At 60.0% G+C, this 22,874-nt stretch carries 26 protein-coding genes; 14 read left to right on the top strand and 12 right to left on the bottom strand.

Translation table 11 applies throughout. The features are described from left to right. The first annotated feature begins 11 nt into the window (after positions 1–11). Positions 12–599 carry a GNAT family N-acetyltransferase gene (locus ACLBWT_RS04600; RefSeq protein ID WP_447661887.1) on the top strand — a complete coding sequence of 196 codons (588 nt, stop codon included), beginning with the start codon at positions 12–14 and terminating at the stop codon, positions 597–599. Positions 600–800: 201 nt separating this feature from the next. Next, positions 801–1,493, top strand: coding sequence for a class I SAM-dependent methyltransferase (locus ACLBWT_RS04595; protein ID WP_447661886.1), 693 nt, complete (start codon positions 801–803; stop codon positions 1,491–1,493). A gap of 226 nt (positions 1,494–1,719) precedes the next feature. Here the strand turns inward: ACLBWT_RS04595 and ACLBWT_RS04590 are convergent, their stop codons facing one another. From ACLBWT_RS04590 to ACLBWT_RS04565, 6 genes are all read right to left on the bottom strand, one after another. Further along, positions 1,720–1,848 carry a YjcZ family sporulation protein gene (locus ACLBWT_RS04590; RefSeq protein ID WP_447661885.1) on the bottom strand — a complete coding sequence of 43 codons (129 nt, stop codon included), beginning with the start codon at positions 1,846–1,848 and terminating at the stop codon, positions 1,720–1,722. Positions 1,849–1,960: 112 nt separating this feature from the next. Then, positions 1,961–2,488, bottom strand: a complete 528-nt coding sequence (locus tag ACLBWT_RS04585) for a spore germination protein GerPE (RefSeq protein WP_447661884.1) — start codon at positions 2,486–2,488, stop codon at positions 1,961–1,963. Beyond that, on the bottom strand, positions 2,485–2,832 hold the full coding sequence (locus tag ACLBWT_RS04580) for a hypothetical protein (RefSeq protein ID WP_447661883.1): 348 nt from the start codon (positions 2,830–2,832) through the stop codon (positions 2,485–2,487). The genes ACLBWT_RS04585 and ACLBWT_RS04580 overlap by 4 nt, the downstream gene beginning before the upstream one ends. 11 nt (positions 2,833–2,843) lie before the next feature. Continuing rightward, positions 2,844–5,279 carry a spore germination protein GerPC gene (gerPC, locus tag ACLBWT_RS04575; RefSeq protein WP_447661882.1) on the bottom strand — a complete coding sequence of 812 codons (2,436 nt, stop codon included), beginning with the start codon at positions 5,277–5,279 and terminating at the stop codon, positions 2,844–2,846. Positions 5,280–5,300: 21 nt separating this feature from the next. Beyond that, positions 5,301–5,513 carry a spore germination protein GerPB gene (locus ACLBWT_RS04570; protein WP_447661881.1) on the bottom strand — a complete coding sequence of 71 codons (213 nt, stop codon included), beginning with the start codon at positions 5,511–5,513 and terminating at the stop codon, positions 5,301–5,303. Next, entirely contained in the window at positions 5,510–5,749 is a 240-nt protein-coding gene (locus ACLBWT_RS04565) for a spore germination protein (RefSeq protein WP_447661880.1), read from the bottom strand. The genes ACLBWT_RS04570 and ACLBWT_RS04565 overlap by 4 nt, the downstream gene beginning before the upstream one ends. A 180-nt stretch (positions 5,750–5,929) precedes the next feature. On the opposite strand from ACLBWT_RS04565, the gene ACLBWT_RS04560 reads away from it, so the two are divergent. The 7 genes from ACLBWT_RS04560 to fosB all read left to right on the top strand — a co-directional run bounded on the left by ACLBWT_RS04560 (position 5,930) and on the right by fosB (position 12,639). Beyond that, complete coding sequence (locus tag ACLBWT_RS04560; protein WP_447661879.1) at positions 5,930–6,421, top strand: Hsp20/alpha crystallin family protein; 492 nt, start codon at positions 5,930–5,932, stop codon at positions 6,419–6,421. 85 nt (positions 6,422–6,506) lie between these two features. Beyond that, positions 6,507–6,707 carry a hypothetical protein gene (locus tag ACLBWT_RS04555; protein ID WP_447661878.1) on the top strand — a complete coding sequence of 67 codons (201 nt, stop codon included), beginning with the start codon at positions 6,507–6,509 and terminating at the stop codon, positions 6,705–6,707. A 387-nt stretch (positions 6,708–7,094) separates the two neighbouring features. Continuing rightward, a complete protein-coding gene (gene abc-f / locus ACLBWT_RS04550; protein ID WP_447661877.1) occupies positions 7,095–8,915 on the top strand; it encodes a ribosomal protection-like ABC-F family protein in 1,821 nt (606 codons plus the stop codon). 246 nt (positions 8,916–9,161) lie between these two features. Continuing rightward, complete coding sequence (locus ACLBWT_RS04545; protein ID WP_076356618.1) at positions 9,162–9,389, top strand: hypothetical protein; 228 nt, start codon at positions 9,162–9,164, stop codon at positions 9,387–9,389. 143 nt (positions 9,390–9,532) lie between these two features. Further along, positions 9,533–11,482 carry a stalk domain-containing protein gene (locus ACLBWT_RS04540; RefSeq protein ID WP_447661876.1) on the top strand — a complete coding sequence of 650 codons (1,950 nt, stop codon included), beginning with the start codon at positions 9,533–9,535 and terminating at the stop codon, positions 11,480–11,482. A 119-nt stretch (positions 11,483–11,601) separates the two neighbouring features. After that, positions 11,602–12,036 carry a GNAT family N-acetyltransferase gene (locus ACLBWT_RS04535; RefSeq protein ID WP_447661875.1) on the top strand — a complete coding sequence of 145 codons (435 nt, stop codon included), beginning with the start codon at positions 11,602–11,604 and terminating at the stop codon, positions 12,034–12,036. A 162-nt stretch (positions 12,037–12,198) separates the two neighbouring features. Continuing rightward, on the top strand, positions 12,199–12,639 hold the full coding sequence (fosB, locus tag ACLBWT_RS04530) for a metallothiol transferase FosB (protein ID WP_447661874.1): 441 nt from the start codon (positions 12,199–12,201) through the stop codon (positions 12,637–12,639). 332 nt (positions 12,640–12,971) lie between these two features. On the opposite strand, the gene ACLBWT_RS04525 is transcribed toward fosB, so the two are convergent. The 3 genes from ACLBWT_RS04525 to ACLBWT_RS04515 form a co-directional block, all read right to left on the bottom strand. Continuing rightward, on the bottom strand, positions 12,972–14,099 hold the full coding sequence (locus ACLBWT_RS04525; protein ID WP_447661873.1) for a Gfo/Idh/MocA family protein: 1,128 nt from the start codon (positions 14,097–14,099) through the stop codon (positions 12,972–12,974). A gap of 71 nt (positions 14,100–14,170) precedes the next feature. Then, on the bottom strand, positions 14,171–15,112 hold the full coding sequence (locus ACLBWT_RS04520) for an AraC family transcriptional regulator (RefSeq protein ID WP_447661872.1): 942 nt from the start codon (positions 15,110–15,112) through the stop codon (positions 14,171–14,173). 2 nt (positions 15,113–15,114) lie between these two features. Next, a complete protein-coding gene (locus tag ACLBWT_RS04515) occupies positions 15,115–16,107 on the bottom strand; it encodes a Gfo/Idh/MocA family protein (protein WP_447661871.1) in 993 nt (330 codons plus the stop codon). Between the two features lie 245 nt (positions 16,108–16,352). Here ACLBWT_RS04515 and yidD point away from each other — a divergent pair, with 245 nt between their 5' ends. The 4 genes from yidD to ACLBWT_RS04495 all read left to right on the top strand — a co-directional run bounded on the left by yidD (position 16,353) and on the right by ACLBWT_RS04495 (position 19,726). Next, positions 16,353–16,562, top strand: a complete 210-nt coding sequence (gene yidD / locus ACLBWT_RS04510) for a membrane protein insertion efficiency factor YidD (RefSeq protein ID WP_048748473.1) — start codon at positions 16,353–16,355, stop codon at positions 16,560–16,562. Between the two features lie 6 nt (positions 16,563–16,568). Further along, positions 16,569–16,784: a hypothetical protein gene (locus ACLBWT_RS04505; RefSeq protein WP_447661870.1), complete on the top strand. Its 216-nt coding sequence runs from the start codon at positions 16,569–16,571 to the stop codon at positions 16,782–16,784. Positions 16,785–16,946: 162 nt separating this feature from the next. Further along, positions 16,947–18,944 (top strand): methionine--tRNA ligase, encoded by a 1,998-nt coding sequence (gene metG / locus ACLBWT_RS04500; RefSeq protein WP_447661869.1) that lies wholly within the window; start codon positions 16,947–16,949, stop codon positions 18,942–18,944. 71 nt (positions 18,945–19,015) lie between these two features. Continuing rightward, positions 19,016–19,726: a cytochrome c biogenesis CcdA family protein gene (locus ACLBWT_RS04495; RefSeq protein ID WP_447661868.1), complete on the top strand. Its 711-nt coding sequence runs from the start codon at positions 19,016–19,018 to the stop codon at positions 19,724–19,726. A gap of 8 nt (positions 19,727–19,734) precedes the next feature. Here ACLBWT_RS04495 and splB read toward each other — a convergent pair whose 3' ends face one another. Then, a complete protein-coding gene (gene splB, locus ACLBWT_RS04490; RefSeq protein WP_447661867.1) occupies positions 19,735–20,793 on the bottom strand; it encodes a spore photoproduct lyase in 1,059 nt (352 codons plus the stop codon). 178 nt (positions 20,794–20,971) lie between these two features. On the opposite strand from splB, the gene mntR reads away from it, so the two are divergent. Further along, on the top strand, positions 20,972–21,394 hold the full coding sequence (gene mntR, locus ACLBWT_RS04485; RefSeq protein WP_076356588.1) for a transcriptional regulator MntR: 423 nt from the start codon (positions 20,972–20,974) through the stop codon (positions 21,392–21,394). A gap of 82 nt (positions 21,395–21,476) precedes the next feature. Here the strand turns inward: mntR and ACLBWT_RS04480 are convergent, their stop codons facing one another. Together ACLBWT_RS04480 and ACLBWT_RS04475 are read right to left on the bottom strand one after the other, a co-directional pair. Then, the gene (locus ACLBWT_RS04480; RefSeq protein WP_447661866.1) at positions 21,477–21,794 is read right to left on the bottom strand and encodes a hypothetical protein; all 318 of its coding nucleotides are present in this window, start codon (positions 21,792–21,794) and stop codon (positions 21,477–21,479) included. 54 nt (positions 21,795–21,848) lie between these two features. Beyond that, a complete protein-coding gene (locus ACLBWT_RS04475) occupies positions 21,849–22,802 on the bottom strand; it encodes a DUF1385 domain-containing protein (protein ID WP_447661865.1) in 954 nt (317 codons plus the stop codon). Positions 22,803–22,874 lie beyond the last annotated feature (72 nt).

The following is a 22,874-nucleotide window of genomic DNA, read 5'->3' as shown; positions in this document are numbered from 1 at the left end:
GGATGATGAAGATGAAAAGCATGGAGACGGATCGATTGATTCTGCGGACGGCGGAGCCGGCGGATGTCGCTGCCGTTGCTTCGTATGCGCGCCGCAACCGCGAGTTTCTGGAGCCGTGGGAGCCGCTGCGCGACGAATCCTTCTATACCTTGACCGCGCAGCGGAAAATGCTGGAGGCCGACCGGGCCGAAATCGAAGCGGGCAGAATGTGCAAGCTGTGGATTTTCTTGAAGGAAGCTCCCGACACCGTCATCGGCTCGGTCGCTCTCAGCAATATCGTCCGCGGCGTGTTTCAGAACAGCACATTGGGCTACCGCCTGGACAGAGGACTGCTTGGCAGAGGGTATATGCCGGAAGCCGTCAAGGCGATGGTCGACTACGGCTTCGGCGCCCTGCGGCTGCACCGGATCGAGGCCAATATCATTCCGCGCAACGAAGCCTCTCTCTCGGTCGTGCGCAAGCTGGGGTTCCAGGAAGAGGGGCTGGCCCGAAAATATTTGAAAATCAACGGGAAATGGGAGGACCATTATCATATGGTGCTGCTCAACGAAGCTCTCGAAGCGGAAGAAGAGCAGGCAGCCGGCGGCGCAAGCCGGTAGGAAGCAGCTGCGGGGATGAGCGGCAGCGGAACGGATCCGCGGTTCTGCAGGCCTCTTAACGGCAAGCGCCTGATAACAGGCCGGCTTCCGATTCGGGCAGCCTCGTCTGGCGAGCGGATGAAGCGTTGGAGTCCGTGCATGGAGATGCGCTCTTGACCTTGACGCTGCGTCAAGGCGCATGATGGCTGTGGAGGCGATATTATGACTAGAGACGCAGAGTACTACAGCAGGGGAGAAGCGTCCAATTACGACGCGCTGATCGGCGCTCAGCCGAGCTTGCTTCCGGTTTTGCGGGAGCTGGCTGATCCGACAGGCAAGCGGATTGCGGATTTAGGCGCAGGAACCGGACGGCTGACGCTTCAAGTTCTGCCTGTGGCGGCTTCTGTCACGGCGGTGGACGCATCGGAGCAAATGCTGGACAGGCTTCGGGAGAATGCGGGCCTGCAGCCTGAGGGCAAGCTGAAGCTGGCTGTGGCCGATCATGCCGGCACGGGGCTGGACAGTCGTGCTTACGATCTCATTCTGGGCGGCTGGTCGATCTGTTACGGCGCAGCGCCGTCACAGCCGGGGTGGGAAGAGAGGCTGGCGGCGATATGGACGGAGATGCAGCGGATCGGCATTCCCGGAGGCGACATCGTGCTGTTCGAGAACTATGGAACGGCTGCCGCAGAGCCTTCGCCGCCAGAGCATTTGCTGCCTTATTTCCGAAGCCTTGAGGAAGAGTATCGGTTCAAGCGGACCGTCGTCCGCGTCGATTACCGATTTGCGGACGTTCGCGAGGCTGCGGCGAGGACGGGCGCCTTTTTCGGGCCGGAGACGGCCGAGAAGGTCAGGCGGAACGGCTGGAGCACCGTGCCGGAATACGCCGGCGTGTGGCATCGCAAGCTGGAGTAAGGAATGGACAGGGCTTCCCCCTTGTCTCAGCAATGCCGTCTGGAATATCGAGGCTTTTTATGCTGCCGCATGAGGAGGCGGACAAGCATTGTCATGCACTGCCCGGTATTTTCCGCATCGCGGCGACAAGGCAGGTGCGATGGACCTGCATATTTGAACATGCATAGGGGCGGCTCCCGGTCATTTTCATGACATTCGGAGCTGCCCCTTCATGTTGGCTGCTAGGCTAGATGAAGAATGCGCGGGAAATGATGACCAGCAGGATGAACAGAACGAGAATGAGGCCCATGCTGGCCCCCGGGCCTCCCCAAGACGGTCCGCAGCCTGCGGCTGCTCCTGCAACAGGATAACCCAATCTAGCATACCTCCTGTGACATGGATTCATTGAAGCTGTCGGCAAGGCGCTCTGCCGCCGGGCTTAAGTTTCACAATGCCAATGTATGCGGAGGGCGGGCTGATGGTCATGGTCATTTGTCCCGGGTCGTCGATATGGGCTCGGGATGGATGGTCGAAGGGGTTTCACCGTCGGCTGAGCTGTTTTCGCTTTTCGCCGTCTGGATGGCTTCCGACAGAGCCGGGTCGGGAACGGTCGATGAGCCGAGACTGTAGGCATACTGCCTGATATGCTTGAGCCTGGATTCCATGAGCGCATCCATCGCATTGCCCGCGACGATGACCGAGGCTCCGCTGGAGGCGATGATGTTGATGGTGCCGATGTTGATGGAAGGACTCGGGTTGACGGTGCGGGTGACGATATCCGCTGCATCGGGGCTCTCTTCCTCTACGATGTTGAACGGCTTCTGAAAGAGGGTATATCCGTCATAGTCCACTTCTCCGCCGGCACGGTTGTCGAGTTGCCGCTGGACGGCAAGCCCGGTCGAGCGGGCATTGATCGAAGCCGCATCGCCGAAATGGACGACGGTGGCCAGCCCGACGCTGATCAGCTGAAAGGAGCCGATGTAAGAGGTTCGGACAGATTCGTCGGATACGATCATGTGCTCACCGTGACGCCCCCGGTCGGATTGAGGAAGTTGTTGCCGTTGCCGAACGGAATCGGCCCGCCGGGAGTGACCTCCGGCTGCTCCGGCCCGCCCGTGCCGGGAACCAGCACGACCGTCTCGCCGCCGCTGCTCTGGATCGCGCCGGCTTCTGTCTCTCCGGCTTCAGGGGCAGGCAGGGGAGCGAACGGACCGATGATGACCGATTCCGGAGGCGTATCGAAGATGGAATATAACGTGATCGTATCGGTGTCGCCGATTTGAAGCAGGGAAGCGGAAGCGACGCCCACGAGCTCCAGGCTTCCAACGCACAGCAAATGATTGGTTATGTTCACGTTCATCGCCACTGCAATCATCCTTTCGGGTGTCTGGCCAAATTATCCACATAAGCTTTCAGCGCGAGCTCGGCGTCGCGGATCGTCCGTTCCGAAGCCTTGCGCAGCAGGTGGCGCTCCTCCAGCCTCCTTTCAGGAGGCAGCGATGCCTGCTTGCTTTCTTCATCCGCCATATAATGCCGAATTCGATCCGGAATCTGCCGGCGGACGTCTTCGATGACCATCTTCTGATGATAGGGATCCAGTTGAACCTTGAGTCCTTTGGCTGCTCGGCTCATGAAATCCTGGGCGAGCGTGTTCAGATAGGCGTCGACGGCGGCTTTTACGTCGCTGTAGCTGGCGTGCCGGGTGTTGGCGGGAGGCACATTGACCGGAGAAGGCGAGCCTTCGCCCGGCGGGATGATGGCCGGCAAGGGAGGGATGGCGCCGGCTGCGGACGGTGCGGCAGAAAAGCCGGGCACCAGAGACGAGGCGGGCTTTCCGAGACCGCCGGAAAAGTTCGTAAGCCACGGGGCCGTCCCTGCGCCGGGTCCAGGCTGAAGGCCGCCTGGCTGCGAGATGCCGGTGAATACGGGCGTCTGCGCCGGAGCGGAGAAATTGCCGACGAGGCCGGGTGCCAGCCCCGTTCCGGGGGCTTTGCCGAAGGATGGCGCGGCTGCTCCTGCCGGAGGCCCGGAAAAGTCCGGCTGAGCGAGGGCGCCGCCCGGAGGCGGCTCTCCCGGCAGCTCGATGCTGCTCCCGGCCAAGGAAGTGGACGGGAATACCGCGCCATGGCCCGGTATGGGGGGCTGCCCGGGGATGACGGTCGTGCCCTGCGACGTCGAGGAAACGTTGCTGTTGGACGTCGGCATGATGCTCCCTTGCTGTCCCGGAGGGACGGAAAAGCCCGGCGGAGCCTGCGGCAACCCTGGAGCGGATGGCGGCGCTGGCGCGTTCGGGCCTTTGTTGGCGAATGCCGGGATAGGCAGCGGATAGATGGGAGCGCCGCCATTAACCACTTTCTGGGGTACCGACACTTGCCCGAATTCCTGCATCTGCGCTTCGGACGGAGCGGTCATGCCGATGTTCAGCGTGCCGTCCAACTGCTCGACTTTCAGCTGGTCGAAGTTGTACTCCAGCCTCTCGATGGTATAGGTGGGCTGGTTCTCGGCCTGCTGCAGCCGATTCTCCACATCCTGGAGATACAGCAGCAGCTGCGCGATCTGCCTTTCCTGGAGCTGCCAGCGCAGCATCATGCCGGCCAGGCATGCCTGCAGGCAGGCAGGATTCTGCAGCTCGCCGGAGCAGGCCGAGGCAAGGGCTGCCGCTGCCTCCGCAGGCCACTCGCCGGCATTGCCGTCTTGCGCCGACTGCGAGTCGGGCACAACGGGAAAAGGAGGGCTCGCAAACGGCCATCCCTGGTATTGCTGCCACTGGCTGACCCATTTGGGGTCGACGGACTGAATGAGATTCGTAATGTAGGACTCATTGAATCCGGCCGGAATTCCTTGCCAGGCCGCGATCGATTCCGGCGTTATGCCCGAATTGCCAGCAGCAGCCCCGGGCGCGAACGGCAATCCGGCGCCTCCCGGGACTGCTGGATTGCCGCCAGCCGCCGGAAACGGCAACCCCCCCGGAAGCGGCGCGCCATGCAAAGGCGGCACGGCCGGTTGGCCAGCTCCCGTGTCCGGAAACGGCATCCCTGAGAGGCTGGGCGGAACCGGAATCGGCTGGCCTGGAGCTGCTGAGGGGGCCGCTCCGGCTTGCAAGGAGGCTGGCGGATACGGACCGGGGGGATATCCGCCCGGAGTAGAGCCGCCTTGAGGAAACGTTCCTTGAAGATAAGCTCCTGGAGGATAGCCTTGAGGTAATCCTCCTTTAGAATACCCGCCAGGAGGATAGCCTTGAGATAATCCTCCTTTAGGATACCCGCCAGGAGGATAGCCTTGAGATAATCCTCCTTTAGGATACCCGCCAGGAGGAGAGCCGCCTTGAGTTAATCCTCCTTGAGGATAAGCTCCAGGTGGATAGCTGCCTTGCGGATACGCTCCTTGAGGCCAGCCTCCCGGCGGAGCCTCCGCGGAGGGATGGACTCCCGGTATGGCGGAGCCGGCGGCGACCGCGCCCCATGGATACGATCCGCCTTTCATCGCTTTGAGCGCAGGCACAGAGCCGAGGGATGGAATTTGGCCGCCAAGGCCCGGAAGCAAGCCGCCCAGGCCGGGGATTATTCCGTTCATGCCGGGCATTGTCCCCCCCATGCCCTGCCCGCTGAGCCCGCCAAGACCTGGAAGCACGCCGGGCAGCTTCAGGCCGGGCCAGCTTCCGCCCGCGCCTGGCCAGCCGAAGCCTTTGCCGAGCACGGAAGGCGGCATCCCCATGCCTCCGTAGGAGGAGCCGAATGGAAACGGGCGATTCTCCGGAAGCTGCGGCTGGCTGTCGGACGCAGAGGAGGAACGGTCCTGGCTTTCCATGGCATGAGGTCTCCTTTCGGTCTAGCTCGGATTAGGCAGCGGCACGAAGTTCAAGGCATTCGCCCCTTCGATCGCCGACAGCGGCTCGGCCGGATGGTCGAATCCGCCGGAGTTGTAGAGCTGCGATACCGGCCGGATGGAGCCGGCGCTGCCGATCTGCAGCACGGAGCTGTTGGAGACGCTGTCCACGCGCAGCTGATGGATGGTGATGGACTGGTGGACGGTCAGGTTCATATAATATTCGCTCCGGATGCAACTTGGTTATTCAAGTTATCCTGAAGATCGGGGTCCAGGGTATTGGTAGCGCTGAGTCCGTTATTGGCGTTCGTCAAGCCCCCGGTCAGGAACGATCCTGAACCTGCGTAGGTTTTGGAGGAGCTGGAGGGCGATATCTGGACGGTGTCCCCGAACTGGACAACGCCGCTGGAACCGATGCTGACGATATTGACAAAGCCGATAGCAGCAGGCATGATCAATCACCTCATTCTCGCTTGAATCGCGGCAGGCCGGGCGAACCGGGCTGCCGTCCATACTCCACTATATGCGGCATTCGCCCAAATGTTCCGGGAAGCGCGGGCCTCGGCTCGAAATCTGTCACTTGATCGAGCCGGCCTGCATAGGCTGAAGCATAGCGGAGGGAGGTTCTGCCTATGGGCAGCAAATGGGATCAGATGCAGGAATGGCTCGCTCGCCAGCAGCTGCCCAAGGGCTTCGAAGCGATGAAGGAGCCGGAGTGGGTGGCGCGCATCGTCAAGCAGATGATGGAAGGCGCGCTCAGCGGCAATCCGACAGCCGGCTTGTCGGGCATGCAGGATACCGCGGACCAAGCCAAGAAGGGCGAAAATTTCAAAGCGGGAATTTCTTCGCTCGGGGCGGAGTGGACGGAAAACAAGCAGTACCTGTTGCTCAAGCTTCCTCTGCAGGGGGATGCCGACGCCGAGACGCTCCGGGTCAGAGTGAAGGAGGAGCGGCTGCGCATCGAAGGCTTGCCGGGACGCCGTCCGCAAAGCCTGCAGCTGCCTGCTCCCGTCCAGCCTCGTTCCACGCGTGCAATCATCAAGGGAGGCGTTCTCCGGGTTCGTCTGAAGAAGAAATCCCCGTCGAAATACATCGATGTATTCATCGAGGAAGGTCCGGACTAATGATCCGGACCTCGGGCTTGTTGCGTTTGGCAAACGCTTCCCTTATGATTCTAGTGGACGGATTTTACATAAGGGAGTGTCGCCGGTGACCGCCGTTGATGTCAGCAATGTTTCTCCGGGCTTGTTCGTGCTCGGAGCCGTATTCATCTTGCTTATTTTTTCGCTTCTCAGCCTTGGCGTATTGAGGATGTTCCAGCAGCGTTTCCGCGCCGGATGGGGCTATTTCGCAGGAGGCGCTGTCAGCGCAGTCGTGATGTACATCCTGTTGGATCTATGGTATATCTAGCTGGAAGCAGTCCGGGCCTTGTAGGCCCTTTTTTGTTTCCGGCCAGGCAGATGGCAGCCCAAGGACTGTCATAGCCGGCGGCAGCGCCCGATAGCCGGTTGGTTGACAGGGAATAGAAGGTGCAGGTATATTGGAATGAATTAGGAAGAAACCGGAGGTACCTTATACCGATGAAGTAAGCTCGCGTGATCCCATGAAGCCAACAGAGCGAATGCTGCCAGTTGACGGGATACGTGTGCCGGTTTAAGGGTCTTTCTTTCAGGATATGCCGTCGTCCGTTCATTGGGATGCGAGGCATGTTCCTGTATCCTTATCCCTATATGCACGAATATCCAGACCGCTGCGCAGCTGCGGTTTTTTTATTTTTCTGCGAATGGGGATGAGAGCATGACCTTATGGATCAAAGCAAAGGGAATAAGCAAGGAATGGAACGGCAAGACGCTCTTCCAAGGCGTCGATCTGGAGCTTCACGCGGGGGAACGCGCCGCCTTGTTCGGCAGGAACGGCTCCGGCAAGACGACTTTGCTGACGGGCCTGCGCGGCGGAATCGAATTCGATTCCGGATCGGTATACCGGGCCTGTCCTGTTGCCGACTGGGGCTTGATGGAGCAGCATGACGAAGAGGATGCAAGCGAGCTTTCCTTGATCGACTTCGTCCGGATGGGCGACCCTTCCCGGTATGAGATGTGGCGGAGCATGGCGGAGGGAGAGGCCGTCATGGCGGCTGCGGGCGGAGCGGCAGGCTTCGATGATTACGCTGAGGCTGCCGAGGCGTATGCGGCCATGGACGGTTATGGCTGGGAGCTCGAGGTGGATCAGGCGTTGACCCGGCTCGGGCTCGGCGGTCTGGAAGGCGGGCAAAAATACGGCAGCCTGAGCGGCGGGCAGAAAACCCGGGCCAAGCTGGCGAGGCTGATGGCGGGCCGCCCGCAGCTGCTCATGCTTGATGAGCCGACGAATCATCTGGATGAGGAATCGCTCGTCTTTCTGGAGCAGTGGCTCGCTGCGTATTCTGGCGCGGTATTGTTCGTCTCTCACGACCGGGCTTTCATCGATCATGTGGCGACGAAAGTGCTTGAATTGCGCGAGGATGGCCTTGGCGCATACCCCGGCGGTTATACCGCCTATCGGGAAGCCAAGGAAACGGAGCGCAGGACGGTCGAGGCCAAAGTCCGCAAGGAGAAGCAGGAGCGGCAAAAGCTGATTGAATCCATCCGCAGGTACCAGCAGTGGTTCGATGCCGCCCATAAGGCTGCGGGGCAAAATGATTTTTTGAGATCCAAATCCAAGAAAAACGTATCCCGGCTCCATGCCAAGGAATCTGCGCTTATGCGGCTGGAGCAAGGGGCTGCGCATGCTCCCGTCGACAAGCCGCGCCTCAAGATGATGCTCGAGGATGACGGATTCGAGGCGGCCCGGTTCATGAGGCTGGAGGAGGTTTCGTTCGCCTATGGTTCCGCCAAGCCAGTATTGAACCGATTCGATCTGACGATCAGCCGCGGCGACCGCATCGCGATTCTGGGACCGAGCGGCAGCGGGAAGTCGACGCTGCTGAAGCTGCTGTCGGGAGAGCTGGAGCCATGCGAAGGCCGAAGATCATCCAACCCTAAGATGAAAATCGGTTATTTCTCGCAGGAGCTCGACCGTCTTCCGAACGAAGCCGCTCTGCTGGACATGATGCTCGGCTTGCCGGACATGACGCAGTCGGAAGCCAGGACGCTGCTTGGAGCGTTTCTATTTTCCCGTGGGGACGCGCACAAGAGGATCGGAGACTTGAGCATGGGAGAGCGATGCCGCGCCGCCTTTCTCCGGCTGATGCTGGGCGGCTCGAATCTGCTGCTGCTGGATGAGCCGACGAATTACCTCGACATCGAGTCCAGGGAAGTCGTGGAGGCTTCTCTGCGCAGCTACGACGGGGCGATGGTGCTGGTGACGCATGACCGGGCGCTGCTGAAGTCTTCCGTGAACCGGCTCCTAGTTTTCGAAAAAGGAGGAAAGGGCAATCCCCTTCAGTATCCGGGAAGCTACGAGGACTATCTGGAGCGCCAGGCGGAGCGGCAGCGGGATAACGGCAGCAGGAGCGACGAGCAAAGGATTGCCGGCCTTGAGCTGGCCGTCCTGATGAGCGCGCCGGAGCCGGAGGACGAGGAGGAGCGCCAGGCTTTCCGAAGGCGGCTTATGGAGCTGCGCCAGCGAGCCGGGCTCTGACCGGGTTCCAGCCGGTCACAGCCTGCCGGCAAGAAGCGTATGAAGTTCGGGTCCGCTGCTGATCGAGATCCACCGCCATACGCTGACGTCAGGCGCAAGCTTGGATAGAAAGGCTCTTCAAAAGGAGCAGCCTTCTCGATAGGGGAACCGGAAGCAGCCTGGCAAGTCTTGCTAACGGCGGCCGGTTGAGGTAAAGTCGAAGCTAGTTTGTTCCAAGTGGATGGAGCCGAAAAAGGGGTGATGGTCGTGTGGCAGAAAATATGGTTTGTCTCCAACATGGGGTTCGTGGCGATGCTGGTCTGGTACATGTTTCTTCAGAGGGCTTACGCGGATGCCTTGCATCGCGGGGCTGATACGGCGCAGGCGGCCAAATACCGGCGCCGCAGGCTGATGGCGGGAATAGCGGCGCTTGTCCTGTTCGTCGTCATGGCCGGAGCCTTCATTACGAACATGAGAGTCAACGGAACACGCTGAGGCATGTGTCCAATTCATGGCAATTCCGGCCTGGAGCGCAACTTTCTCCTGAAATGACCGTCAAATGTCTACTGTACAGGGGCTTGCCCCGTGAGCGGAAGCAGTTGGACAGACAGCAGTTGGACAGTTAAAGGAGACTAGCAATGAAATCGCTCAAATGGCTTTTGGTTTTGACCCTCTTCACCATGCCTCTGCTGGGAGGAATGGGGCGCGCGACGGCTCAAGGAGCATCGCAGACGCTCGTGATGACAAAAAACAGCAAAACGATGCTTTTGAACGGAGTCGCCTTTACTGCGGCTCAGCCGTTCGTCATGAAAAACGGAGTATCCTACGCGCCGTTCAGCTCGCTGGCGGCGCGTTACGGCTTCCAGGTATCCTATGATGCAGCGGCCAAGCAATCGATCGCCCGCAGCGCCGCGGGAGAAATCCGCTTCAAGATGAATACCAAGGAAGTAACCGTCTACGGGACCAAAATGACAGGCCAGGCGAATACGTATTCCGAGAACGGATCGCTCATGATTCCGATCCGCACCTGGGGTCTGGCTACGGGGAGCCGCGTGAGCGCTTCGGGCGCTCAGGTCACCCTGCAATGGGACACGAAGCCGAGCGCGGCGTTCGCCGTATCTCCGGCCAAGATCTACGCGGGCGACTATGTCACCTATTTGGACCGCTACAGCTCTCCTTCCGGCCAGCCGATCATCAACGAGGAATGGACGGGACGCGAGGAAGTGTTCGCCGATCCGGGCACGTACACCATTTCCCGCATCGTTCAGGATGCCGCCGGGCAATGGAGCGATCCCTACACGGTGACGATCCAGGTGCTTGCCCCCAACCAGCCTCCCGTGGCGGACTTCGTCACGGACAAGACGGTATACCGGATCGGCGAGAACGTCCGTTATAGCGATCTCAGCACGGACGACAACAACGCGATCGCCAAGCGCAACTGGATCGGCCAAGCGGATGTCTTCTTCGAGGCGGGAGACAAGACGATCACCTTGGAAGTCATCGATGACCAGGGCTTGTCCTCCACGATCAGCAAGACGATCACGGTGTCTACGGAAGTCCTGTATACGAAGGACCAGTACGACAAGCTGTTCAAGCCGGTAGGCGGCGTATTCGGAGTCGACGCCAAGTCGGTGCTCGATATTCCGACCGTATCGTATGATTTCCACTCGGAGCCTTCCCGCTTGATCCGCAGCAACAGCCCGGAGCGCTGGACGAGCGAGGGCATCGCTTACGACGATCAGTTCTCCGGCGACATCCGCCTGCTGTTCCACAATGTGAACAATATCGGATATCCCGTCAAGATGTATCTGATCGCGACGAATGAAGGCAACTACACCGCGAAGTTCGGCGTGAAGAATTTCGGCGCCGGCGGGCCGGATCAATACGAGGTCAACACCGGCAAAATGTCTACGGTCCGGTATTTGAACTCCGTCATCTCACCGAGCCCGATTACGTACACGAGCATCAAGCCGGGACAGTCGGTGCAGGTGCTGAAGGAAATCTCGGCTTCCGCCATCAAGTCGAATCTGATCTACTCGGCCTATGCCGACGTGACCTCCGATCAGACGCTGCGGTTCCGTGTCGTCGTCGTGGCGGAGAAGACGGACCCGCTCAAGGTGCTCGAGAGCCTGCCGCTCATGGATGCGGACGGCAAGCATACCCGGGGCTCCTTCAACAACGCGACGCGCGCGATCGACGTTCCCGGCGTGCTCGGCTACACTCCGCAGCGCATCGTGCTGGGAGACAACAAGCTGGATCCGTATCTGGACGGATACGACAATACGACCGGATCCCTCCAGCTCAACATCGGCAACTTCGGCGTCCTGTACAAAATGAACATCAAGCTGTCGCCGCGGACGCTGGTCGCCTTGAACCCTCGCGGCGGCTTGTATACGGGAGCGTTCGTCGTCAACGGGCAGCTGATTCCCGTGCCGGCCTCCGGGGTGCTCAAGGATCAAGGCGAAGCGATGGTGCTGTACCGTTCCGGAGACAGCACGGAGACGATCAGCCTCGTCTATCTGATCGCATCCGGCAGCAATCTGCCGATTACGATGATCTTCCAGCCGCTGCCGGCACTGAAGAATTAAGTAAGACAGGACATGGAGCCCGACCGCATCTCGCAACATGAGATGCGGTTTTTTTTGCGGAATTTTCCAGCTCGCAGATGTACAATGGTTCCATGTAACAGGAGGAGGGACGGACAGGGATGGAAACGACGGAAAAGGGGTATGTGTTCAGCGACCGCAAGGAGCTCCTTGACCTGCTGAGCATCGAGCGGTTTCTGGGGGAGAGCTATTGGGCAAGCGGGAGAGACCGGGCCACGATCGTGAAGTCGATTGATAATTCCCTGTGCTACGGCATTTACCGGGAAGGCGCACAAGTCGGCTTCGCCCGCGTAGTGACCGATGACGCCACGATGTATTGGCTGTGCGACGTTTATATCGCTGCCGCGCATCGCGGCCAAGGGCTCGGCCGAAGGCTGGTCGAGCTGATCTCGACCTCCGATCGGCTCCGGAAGCTGAACGGAAGCCTGGCGACGAAAGATGCGCATGCGCTCTACGAGGACTACGGATTCGAGCGTTCCGGGCCGATGTTCATGAGAAGGCCCGGGTCGAAAGAGGAAGAAGGCAGACGATCCTGAAGCCGATGGAACTGCTGTTCATCCGCCAACGCCAGGGAATCCACAATACGGATATTCCGGATCCCTTCATATCGGGAAGCTCTCGGCGAAGAGCGGCTGACCTGGGACGATTTTCTCGGCGAAGCCGGAATTCACATCATGAAGTGGATGGAGTGAATCATCATGAAGCTTGACGGCATCAACCACATTTGCTTTTCCGTGTCCGACCTGGACAGATCGATCGCGTTTTACGCCGAGGCATTCGGGGCGAAGCTTGTGGCGAAGGGGCGGAGCCTCGCTTATTTCGATCTTGGCGGGTTGTGGATCGCCCTCAATGAAGAGAAGGGGATTCCCCGGGAAGAAATCCGGCTGTCCTATACGCATCTTGCCTTTTCGATGCAGGCCGTCGAGCTGGACCATGCGATCCGGCGCCTGGAGGCGATCGGAGCCGAGGTGCTGCCCGGCAGGGAGAGGGATGAACGGGATCGCGGCTCGGTCTACTTCCGCGACCCGGACGGCCATCTGTTCGAGTTCCACAGCGGGACGCTGCAGGACAGGCTGGATTATTACCGGGAGACAAAGCCTCATATGGTCTTCGGCGACCCTGAAGATCCGGCGGAGTGAACAGACGATTGCTATCTTGAGCAATCTGTTCCGCTCCGCGATGCAATGACTTTTACGGTCTTGCCGGCCGCATCCGATGCTCCCGAAAGCTGAAAAGCCTCGCGGCCGCTTTCACGCGGCTGCGAGGCTTTTCATATTCAATCTGAATCCGGAGTAAGCTCATCCCTGCGGCGCCGCCGACGGCGATCCCATAGAGAGAACAGGATGATGGACCCCGACAGGATCACATTGGTCCACATACCTTTTCTTTGAAAATGGAGGCGCTATCGTCCGCTGAATGGGCCGCGCGGCCGTCTTGATCGCATCTCAGCTCCGCTCTTGGAAGGCTGGGCTCAGACCGGCTCCGCCTGCTTGTCCTCGGGAGCTCCTCCGGCATAGTCCGGAACTTCGACGCTCACTTCCGACCGCAGCTCGGCAGAGCGGATGACGCCGTCGATGATCGCCTGCTGGATCAGGATCTGCTCGCCCGGAATCGGAGCGCCGCGGCCTTCGCGGATCGCATCGACAAAGTCCCGTACCTTCTCCCGGAACAGGTCGAGCTGATGGTCGACGAGCGGAATTCTCGTGCTCGTCTGGCCGCCCATGAAGTCATGGAACATCTCGATGTTGCCGACGCGTCCGTCCCAGACGCCGGACCAGTTGCCCGAGCCGAACGGGGTGATCTTGAGTCCGGCGTCTGTGCCGAGGAAGTTGGTCGTGCCGAGAGAGTCCAGATGCATCGCCCAGCTGATCTTGAAGTGGAGCGTCAGATCGCCTTCAAAGCGGATCATCGCCGCTCCGAAATCCTCGACGTCGAACTTGTCGGCCTCGGCGTGATAGAGAGGATTGCGGCCGAAATGGTTGAACGTGCTGGCGGAGACGGTGAGCGGCTTCGGATAGTCCAGCGCGTTGAGGGCCATATCCAGGGAGTAGCAGCCGATGTCGGCCATGGCGCCCGCGCCGGCCAGCTCCTTGCGGATGAACGTGCCTCCAGGCATGCCGCGCCTGCGGCCGCCGCCGGTCTCGACGTAGTAGACCTTGCCGAGCTTGCCGGAGCGCACGATCTCCTGGATCAGCTTCATATTGGGGTCGTAGCGCGGCTGGAAGCCGATCGTGAGCATGCGGCCGCTGCTACGCGAAGCCTTCACCATGTCCAATCCTTCTTCCAGCGTGACGGACATCGGCTTCTCCAGCAGGACATGCTTGCCCGCGTTCAGAGAGTCGACGGTCGGCTGGCGGTGGGCCGTGTTGGGCGTGCAGACGCTGATGCCGTCGAGATCCATCGCGAGCATTTCCCGATAGTCGTCGAAGGGAGCGGTGCCGATGAGGTCATGCTTGCGGATGAACTCCAATGCTTTGCCGGGGATGGCGTCGGCGACGGCGGCGATTTCCACTCCCGGGATGGTTTTGTAGGCGGCGGCATGGGAGCCGGCGATGCCGCCGCTGCCGATGATGCCGATTCGAATGGTCGATGTGGACAAAGGGTTCTCTCCTTCCGAGTGGGGCGCCGCTAAGCAGGGCAGCGCTGCGAATCTGCGATGGGCGGCCAGCTCTATACGGACTGGCTGCGCATCTGTTCCCGGTAGCGGCTCGGGGTTAGGCCGAATTTCTTGCGGAATACGTAATGGAGGTAGCTGCCGCTCTGGAAGCCGGTTTCGGCCGCGATCTGCTCGATGGAGCCTTGATTGCGGGCGAGCGCTTCGCATACCTGTTCAAGGCGGCAGCGTTCCAGATAATCGCTGAACGAGACGCCGCCTTGCTCCTTCATGATCCGCTGCAGCTGGCGGCTGCTGACATGGATGCGGTCTGCCGCATCCTGCAGAGACAGGGGACTGGAATAGTTGTCCCGGATGAAGCGGGTGATGAGCTGATAGCGGTAGAGCGACATATCCCGCTCGGGATGGGCGACCTGCGGCAGCGGCTGCAAAGGGGCGCGGGCGGCTCGGAGCAGAATTTGGATGACCGCCTGCTTCACCGTCGTTCCCCAGCCGGGTTCGGCCTCCTGGACGGCTTTGTAAGCCGTCAGGAACCAGGGCATCGCCTGGCAGCGGTCCGGGATGGGCTGCGGTCCGAGCGCATCGAGGGCAGCGATGCAGTTCTCCGCTTCCTGGCGCTCCCATTCGTCCTCCCCGGAAGGGGCGGGCTCATCCTCGATCGGAACGATGTCGATATGCAGGCTGAGCTCCTCCGTACCGTCCGGACGGCCCGCCAGCTGCTGGTGGAGCACGCCGGGGCCGGTCAGATAGAACATGCCTTCGCGGAATTCATGGTCGCTGTCCTCGAGGGACAGCGTGCCGGAGCCGCGGGCGATGAAGTGGAATTCATATTCCGAATGCTTGTGGTAGCGGATGAGACGATCCTCCGGGAAGGAGGCGAGATGAAAATGCAGCACCCGAAGCCGGTATGCTCCCCAGCGGAACCGGAGCTCCAGCCGGTCCATGCCATCCCGCTTCTCCATCATCGGGGCGTAAGGAAACGGCTTGGAACCCGGCATTCTCATTTCGCTGCGCCGGCCAGGTCGATCCGTCTGCCTTCGGCCGCGGAACGGTTCGCCGCTTCCATCAGCCGCGTCAGATCGGAAGCGAGAACGATGTTCTCCTCGCCTGCGGTGCCGTTCTCGATATGTCCGACCCACTGGCTGAACGCATTCGGCAGCTTGGCTCCGAGCGGAATCTCCTTCCACTGCTCTTCGAGCTTCGTGCTGCGCACGCTGATGACATCGTCCGGATTGCCGTACAGCAGCGTTCCTTCCGTGCCGAAAATCTCGATCTGGAAGGGGGAATGCTTGCTGGCGAAGCCGGCCTCGACGACGCCGATCGCTCCATCCGCGTAAGAGAGGACGGCAACGGCGTTGTCTTCGACTTCGCGTCCGGTCACATACCCGTACGATGCGGTCAGGCTCTCAGGCATGCCGCCAAGGAACAGGCGGGTCAAATACATCGGATGGCAGCCGAGATCGATGAGAGCTCCGCCTGCCGTCTGCTGCGCCGAGTAGAAATGCTCCGGCAGCCAATTCGCCAAGGCGCCGTCATGCGCAAGGCGGACGCGGACAAGCGTGAGCTTGCCGAGCAGTCCTTGCTCCAGCACTTCGCGGATGGCGGTCGTGTAGCCGTCGTTGAGACGGGGGAGAGAGACGGTCAGCTTGACTCCCGCTTCTTGAACCGCTTTCAAAATCTCGTCCAGCTCGGCGGCCGTCGGAGCAATGACCTTCTCCGTAAAGATATGCTTGCCGGCTTTGGCAGCCTTGACCATCACTTCGGCATGCATCGTCGTCGGCGCATCCACGATGACGGCATCGACATCGTCGCGCGCGAGCACGTCGTCCAGGCTGCTAACGAACGGAACGCCGAGCTTGTCGGCGGCTTCCTGGCCGCGTGAAGGCACTTCATCCCATACAACCGTAATTTGCGTGCCGGGATGCTCGTTTGCATAGCCCGTGTATTCCCAAGCATGGACATGCCAGAAGCTGAGTTTTGCGATTCGTATCATAGCGGAAAGGTCCCCTTTCATAGTGGAAGCAGACTGTAAGAATGCGACATGGCTTTAAGGTAACATAGGATAATGACTACGAACAGTATACAAATATGACATCCGATATGTAGAATGACGACATTGGTGCCAGTTTGATTCCGGAGTTGTTTTGCCTCAAAATAGAAGGGAGGCGAAACTTCCCCGGCTTGGCAATGAAGGCTGGGACATGCTGACATCTGGGGAAGGAGGGCGAAAGCATGAGGATGAGAAGAGCCGTGCAGGCTCCCATTCATCTCTACCGCAAGTTCATATCGCCGCTGAAGCCGCCGACCTGCCGCTTCTATCCGACCTGCTCCGCCTATGCGCTGGAGGCGGTGGAGAAGCATGGCGCGGCCAAGGGGTCCTATCTGGCGGCGAGACGCATCCTGCGCTGCCATCCGTTCCATCCGGGAGGCTACGATCCCGTGCCATGAGCTTCCTTGACATTCACAGTGTCGTTTCGGTATGATTACGACAAATACAGCTTACCCGATGAAGGGAAGAGTAGTTTCCGCAGCTGCCGCATCAGAGAGCCGGGCAAGACGGTGCAAGCCGGCCGGGGGCGGGGAACGAAGATGGTCCCGGAGGATTCCGCTCCGAACGGCAGCAGCCTGGCGCTGAAGCCGCAAGGTACGGACGCGCGCAGCCGGCGTTAGCGGCTTGCCGTTCCTCCAGGAACGGCTTCACTAGAGCTTCCCGTCCGCCTCAAAGCCCGAGGCAGGGAAGGAATTTGGGTGGTACCACGAAGCGCTCCCGCTCTCGTCCCATAGCGGACGGGAGCTTTTTTGCATGTCCATATCGATCCGGAGGGATTCCCAATGCCAGAGAACAACAACAGCTATTACATTACGACACCGATCTATTATCCGAGCGGCAAGCTCCATATCGGCCATGCCTACTGCACGCTCGCCGCCGACGCGATGGCCCGCTACAAGCGGGCGCAGGGCTACGACGTCAAGTTCCTGACGGGAACCGACGAGCACGGCCAGAAGATCGAGCGCACGGCCAAGGAGCTCGGCATGACGCCGATCGAGTTCCTGGACGGAACGGTCGGCGAGATCCAGAAGCTGTGGAAGAAGCTCGAGATCAGCCACGACGACTTCATCCGCACGACCGAGGAGCGCCACAAGAAACCGGTCGAGAAGATTTTCAAGCAGCTGCTCGACCAAGGCGACATTTATAAAGGAACATACGAGGGCTGGTATTGCACGCCATGCGAGTCTTTCTTCACGGAACGCCAGCTTGTGGACGGCAAATGCCCGGATTGCGGGCGTCCCGTGGAGCTGGTCAAGGAGGAGAGCTACTTCTTGCGGATGAGCAAGTATGCCGACCGGCTGCTGCAGTACTATGAAGAGAATCCGGATTTCATCCAGCCGGAATCCCGCAAGAACGAGATGATCAACAACTTCATCAAGCCCGGCCTCGAGGACCTGGCCGTGTCGCGGACGACGTTCGAATGGGGCATCAAGGTGCCTGGAGATCCCGAGCATGTCATCTATGTATGGATCGACGCGCTCTCCAACTATATCACCGCGCTTGGCTACGGCTCGGAAGACGATTCCCAGTACCGCCGGTTCTGGCCGGCCGACGTGCATCTGGTCGGCAAGGAGATCGTCCGTTTCCATACGATCTACTGGCCGATCATGCTGATGGCTCTCGACCTGCCGCTGCCCAAGAAGGTGTTCGGCCACGGCTGGTGGCTCGTCAAGGAAGGCAAGATGTCCAAGTCCAAGGGCAACGTCATCGATCCTGTCGTCCTTCTGGAGCGTTATGGACTTGACGCTTTCCGCTACTTCCTGCTCCGCGAGGTGCCGTTCGGCTCGGACGGAACGTTCACTCCCGAGGCTTTCGTGGAAAGGCTGAACTTCGATCTGGCCAACGACCTCGGCAATCTGCTGAGCCGCACGGTGGCGATGATCGACAAATACTTCGGAGGCGAGGTTCCGGCCTATGCCGGCGCCGTGACCGAATTCGACGGGCCGCTGCAGGCGCTCGCCGCCGAGGTCGTCTCGTCGGTCGAGGCTTCCATGGAGCGCATGGAGTTCTCGGTCGCGCTGTCATCCCTCTGGCAGCTGATCAGCCGCACGAACAAGTACATCGACGAAACCCAGCCATGGGTGCTCGCCAAGGATGAAGCCCGCCGCGGCGAGCTCGCATCCGTCATGTACCATCTGGCGGAATCGCTGCGCATCGTCTCCATTCTGCTGACGCCGTTCATGACCCGCGCTCCGCAGGAGATCCGCCGCCAGCTCGGCGCGGAGGACGAAGCTCTTGCCGCATGGGAATCGGTCCGCTCGTTCGGCAGCCTGCCTGCCGGAACCCGTGTATCGAAGGGCAGCGCCTTGTTCCCTCGTCTGGATGCGCCGGAGGAGATCTCTTATATCGCCGACGCCATTCTTGGGGGAGGCGTCAAGAAAGAGGAGCCGGCAGGCGAAGCCAAGCCGGAATCCGCTTCCGCTCCGGCCGCTGCAGTCCCGGCCCCGGAGCCGAAGGAAGAAATCGGCATCGACGAGTTCGCCAAGGTCGAGCTGCGCGTCGGGCAGGTGATCGCGGCCGAGCCGGTGCCGAAGGCCGACAAGCTGCTCAAGCTGCAGCTGGACCTCGGCTACGAGCAGCGGCAGGTCGTCTCCGGCATCGCCAAGTTCTACAAGCCGGAGGAGCTGGTCGGCCGCAAAGTCATCTGCGTCACGAACCTGAAGCCGGTCAAGCTGCGCGGCGAGCTGTCCCAGGGAATGATCCTCGCCGCATCCGCCGGCGACGAGCTGACGCTGGCGACGGTGCCCGACTCCATGCCGAACGGCGCCATCGTCAAATGATTCGAACCAAAAAGCAGGATGCGGGCGATAGCTCCGCATCCTGCATCCATTAAGGGAGGCTGGTCCAAACCATGTCCAGCGTGAACATCGGCTTGGCATTCGCCGCAGGCATCGCGTCCTTCGTGTCGCCATGCTGCCTGCCGCTCTACCCTTCGTATTTATCCTACATAACGGGCATATCGGTCACCGAGCTCAAGAGCGACAATCCCGGCCGCGAGGTTCGGCGCCGGACCATGAGCCATACGCTGTTCTTCATTCTCGGATTTTCGGTGGTCTACTACACGCTCGGTTACGGGACGAACCGCTTTGCCGAGCTGTTCGCCGATTACCAGGACCTCATCCGGCAGCTGTCCGCCATCCTCATCATGCTAATGGGACTGTTCCTGATCGGGCTGTTCCAGCCGAGGGCATTGATGCGGGACTTCAAAATGCCGGTGAAGCTGAAGTCGGGCTATCTCGGATCGTTCATCTTCGGCATCGGCTTTTCCGCCGGGTGGTCGCCATGCGTCGGGCCGATTCTGGCGGCGATTCTGGCTCTTGCGGCTTCCGATCCGGGGACATGGTTCGGCCTTACGACCGCTTATGCGCTCGGCTTCGCGATTCCGTTTTTCGTGCTCGCTTTTTTCATCGGCTCGACGAGGTGGATCGTCCGTTATTCGTCCGTTTTGATGAAGATCGGCGGCGCCTTGATGCTGGTGATGGGCGTGCTGCTGTTCACGAACAAGATGTCGGTCATCACGATCTATTTAAATGGAATCACGCCGGAATGGCTGCGGTTCTGATCCTGTGATCAAGTGAAATAATCGATCGTCGCCTCAGGGAAGTGCTCGAAAATGCGCTCGGATATAAACATCCGCAGCGCATTTGCCTGTTCATCGGGGTAGACGTATTTGCCTTGGCCCCAGCGGCCCCATTTGTACTTGCGCTTTTCAATATCCATCTCGAGCTTCGTTTTCGGGTAGCGTTTCTCGATCGTCGCCTTGGCGGTCTTGGTGAAGCGATGCTGGATGAGCTCGAAGGTCAGATCGGGAATGCCGGCGGGCAGCGTCTTGGCCAGATTCTCCAGCAGCTCGGCGTAGCCTTCCTGCCAGCCCTCGTGCCAGATGATCGGCGCGATGATGAACCCGACGGGATAACCGGCGGCGGCGACTTTGCCGGCCGCTTCGATCCGCTGTTCGAATCTCGATGTGGCGGGCTCGAAGTTTTTGATGACATACCTGGCGTTGACGCTGAAGCGGATGCGGGTATGGCCGTTGTGGCGGGCATCGAGCAGGGAATCGACATGATGGAATTTGGTGACGAACCGCAGCCTTCCGTATTCCTGGTCCGCCATGAACTCGATCAGCTCGCGCAGGGAGCCGGTGATCGGCTCGAGGCCGACGGGATCGCTCGTGCAGGCGGCTTCGAAGCGGGTAATCTGCGGCACCCTCTCCTCGATGTAGCCTTTGGCCGCGTCCATGATCTCGTCGGTATTCACGTATACGCGGATGTAAGGCTTGGCGCCGAGCGTCGTTTGCAGGTAGCAGTAGTGGCAGTGGGCCATGCAGCCTGTCGCGATCGGGATGGCGTATTCGGCGGAAGGCTTGGACTGGTCGAACTTGAGCGTCTTGCGGATGCCGACGACGAGCGTCCGCTTGGCGATCTTGTACTGCTCCAGCTCGGAATCGCCGGGCAGGTTGGTGATGCGGTTGTGGGATGTCGTCATGCGGATCGGCAGTCCTTGCTTGACCGCCCATTCATGGATCCGCTTCCCCTTGGGATAGTTCAGCGAGTCCGGCTCGAAATAGACCAGCTCGGGCACGAAGACGTCGGGCCGGCCGGTGCGTGGACGTTCCATGACAGTGCTCATAACGGCATGCCTCCTCGGGAAGGATGGATGATGGCTCGGGGTTAGTTTGGCATGGAAGCGAGCTTTTCAATAAGGGAAATCCCGGCGGTGCAAGTTGCAGGAGGCCGGAGCGCGTTGTATGATACTAAGGAGCGTGGCGCCGATGCGTGGAGGCGCCCAGCAGGTTAGGAGGGTTTTCATGCCTACACCGAGCATGGAAGATTATTTGGAACGGATCTACAAGCTGATTGAGGAAAAGGGATATGCCCGCGTGTCGGATATCGCGGAAGGGCTGGAGGTCCATCCATCCTCGGTGACCAAAATGATTCAGAAGCTGGACAAGGACCAGTATCTGATCTATGAGAAATATCGCGGCCTCATCTTGACGGCCAAGGGCAAGAAGATGGGCAAGAGGCTGATGGAGCGCCATCATCTGCTCGAGCAATTCCTGGAGGTCATCGGAGTCCAGGAAGCGAATATCTATCAGGATGTAGAGGGAATCGAGCATCATCTCAGCTGGGATTCCATCACCTGCATCGAGACGCTTGTGGAGTATTTCCGCCGTGACGAGTCGAGGCTGGAGACGCTCCGAAGCATTCGCAGCGAGCTGGAGTCCGAATAGAGCCGCCCAAATAAAAATAACGGCAGGCGGGAATGGAAACATTCCGCGCCTGCCGTTATTTTTATTTGTTTTTCCTGCTTGTTCAATGATATTTGGGCATGCCGTCCTCATCCTTGCCGCCGTCGATGACCCGGAACGGGGACGGCTTGCGGCCGCGCGCCTTGGCGGAGGCCGATTTGAAGCGGGAAGGCTCGTTGCGTCCTTTTCCGGCTTGGCGGGGACTACGCTTGACGATTCGTTTCTTGCGGGCGGGACTGAACCAATAGAAGGCGAAGATGCCGCCAAGAATGACGGCTGGAAGGAGGAGGCTGAACGGATTGCGGGAGAGGCTGCTCCCCAGTCCGATCACAACCAGCACGGCAATGACCGCCGTCCATATGTTGACCTTGTTGCGACGCATGCAAATCCGCCCTTTCTATTGACGATGCTCCCCTTCGGGATGCTCTCGAGACGGTCAGACAGCCGTTTTCACGTTGACTTCCCGCTCGAGCTCGCGCATCCGGTTGAAGGAGGCGATGGATACTTCGACCTGGTCGTCCGACGGCTCCTTCGTCGTCAGCAGCTGCAGCCACAGCCCGGGATAGCCGAGATAGCGCAGCACCGGAACGTCGCGCAGGGCGTTCGTCCAGCGCAGCACCTCATAGGATGCGCCGAGAACGACGGGAAGGAGAAGGATGCGAATGTAGATCCTCTCCCATAAGTTGTCCCAACTGAAGAAGGAATAGACGATCACGCCGACGATGACGGAGAAAATGATGAAGCTGCTGCCGCAGCGGTAATGCAGGCGGGTATACTTCTGAACGTTGCGCACGGTCAGCTCCGCTCCGTCCTCGTAGGCGCTGATGACCTTGTGCTCGGCGCCATGGTACTGGAACAGGCGCTTGACGAGCGGAGTCAGGGAAATCAGGTACAGGTAGGCCAGGAGCAGAATGATCTTGATTCCGCCTTCGATCAGGTTGTGCAGGAACACGCCGGTAAACAGGTGGCTGAACAGCCAGCTCTCCAGAATAGCAGGAACGAGGGTGAAAATGAGCTTGCCGGCTGCGAAGCTGATAATGCCCGCGACGGCGACGCCGACGATCATGGAGAGGCTCCAGCCTTCCTTTTTCGGCGCTTCGTCCTTCGCCGCTCCGGCTTCCTCCGGCTGGTCCTCGGCATAGGCTTCCAAGGCGTAGTTCAGATGCTGCGAGCCTTTGGCGCTGGACTCGAGAATGCCGATGACTCCGCGTACAAATGGAATTTTCTTGAGCGGCTGGTACCAGGGCTTCTTGCCTGCGCTCGGAACTTCGTAAAAAGTGATTTCTTCGTTCTTGCGGCGTACCGCCGTGACATTGACGTTGCGGCCGCCGAACATGACGCCTTCAATGACAGCTTGTCCGCCGTAAATGGATGTGCTCGCTTCTGGCAACGGACATTCACCTTCCCTTTGTTCATACTTCCGCTCGCTTCAGGCTCGGTTGCAGCCTGCGGGGGAACTGGA

It is taken from the genome of Paenibacillus sp. D51F (assembly GCF_053345695.1).
The sequence above is the reverse complement of the archived record's forward strand: the minus strand, read 5'-3'. Positions and strand labels throughout refer to the sequence as shown.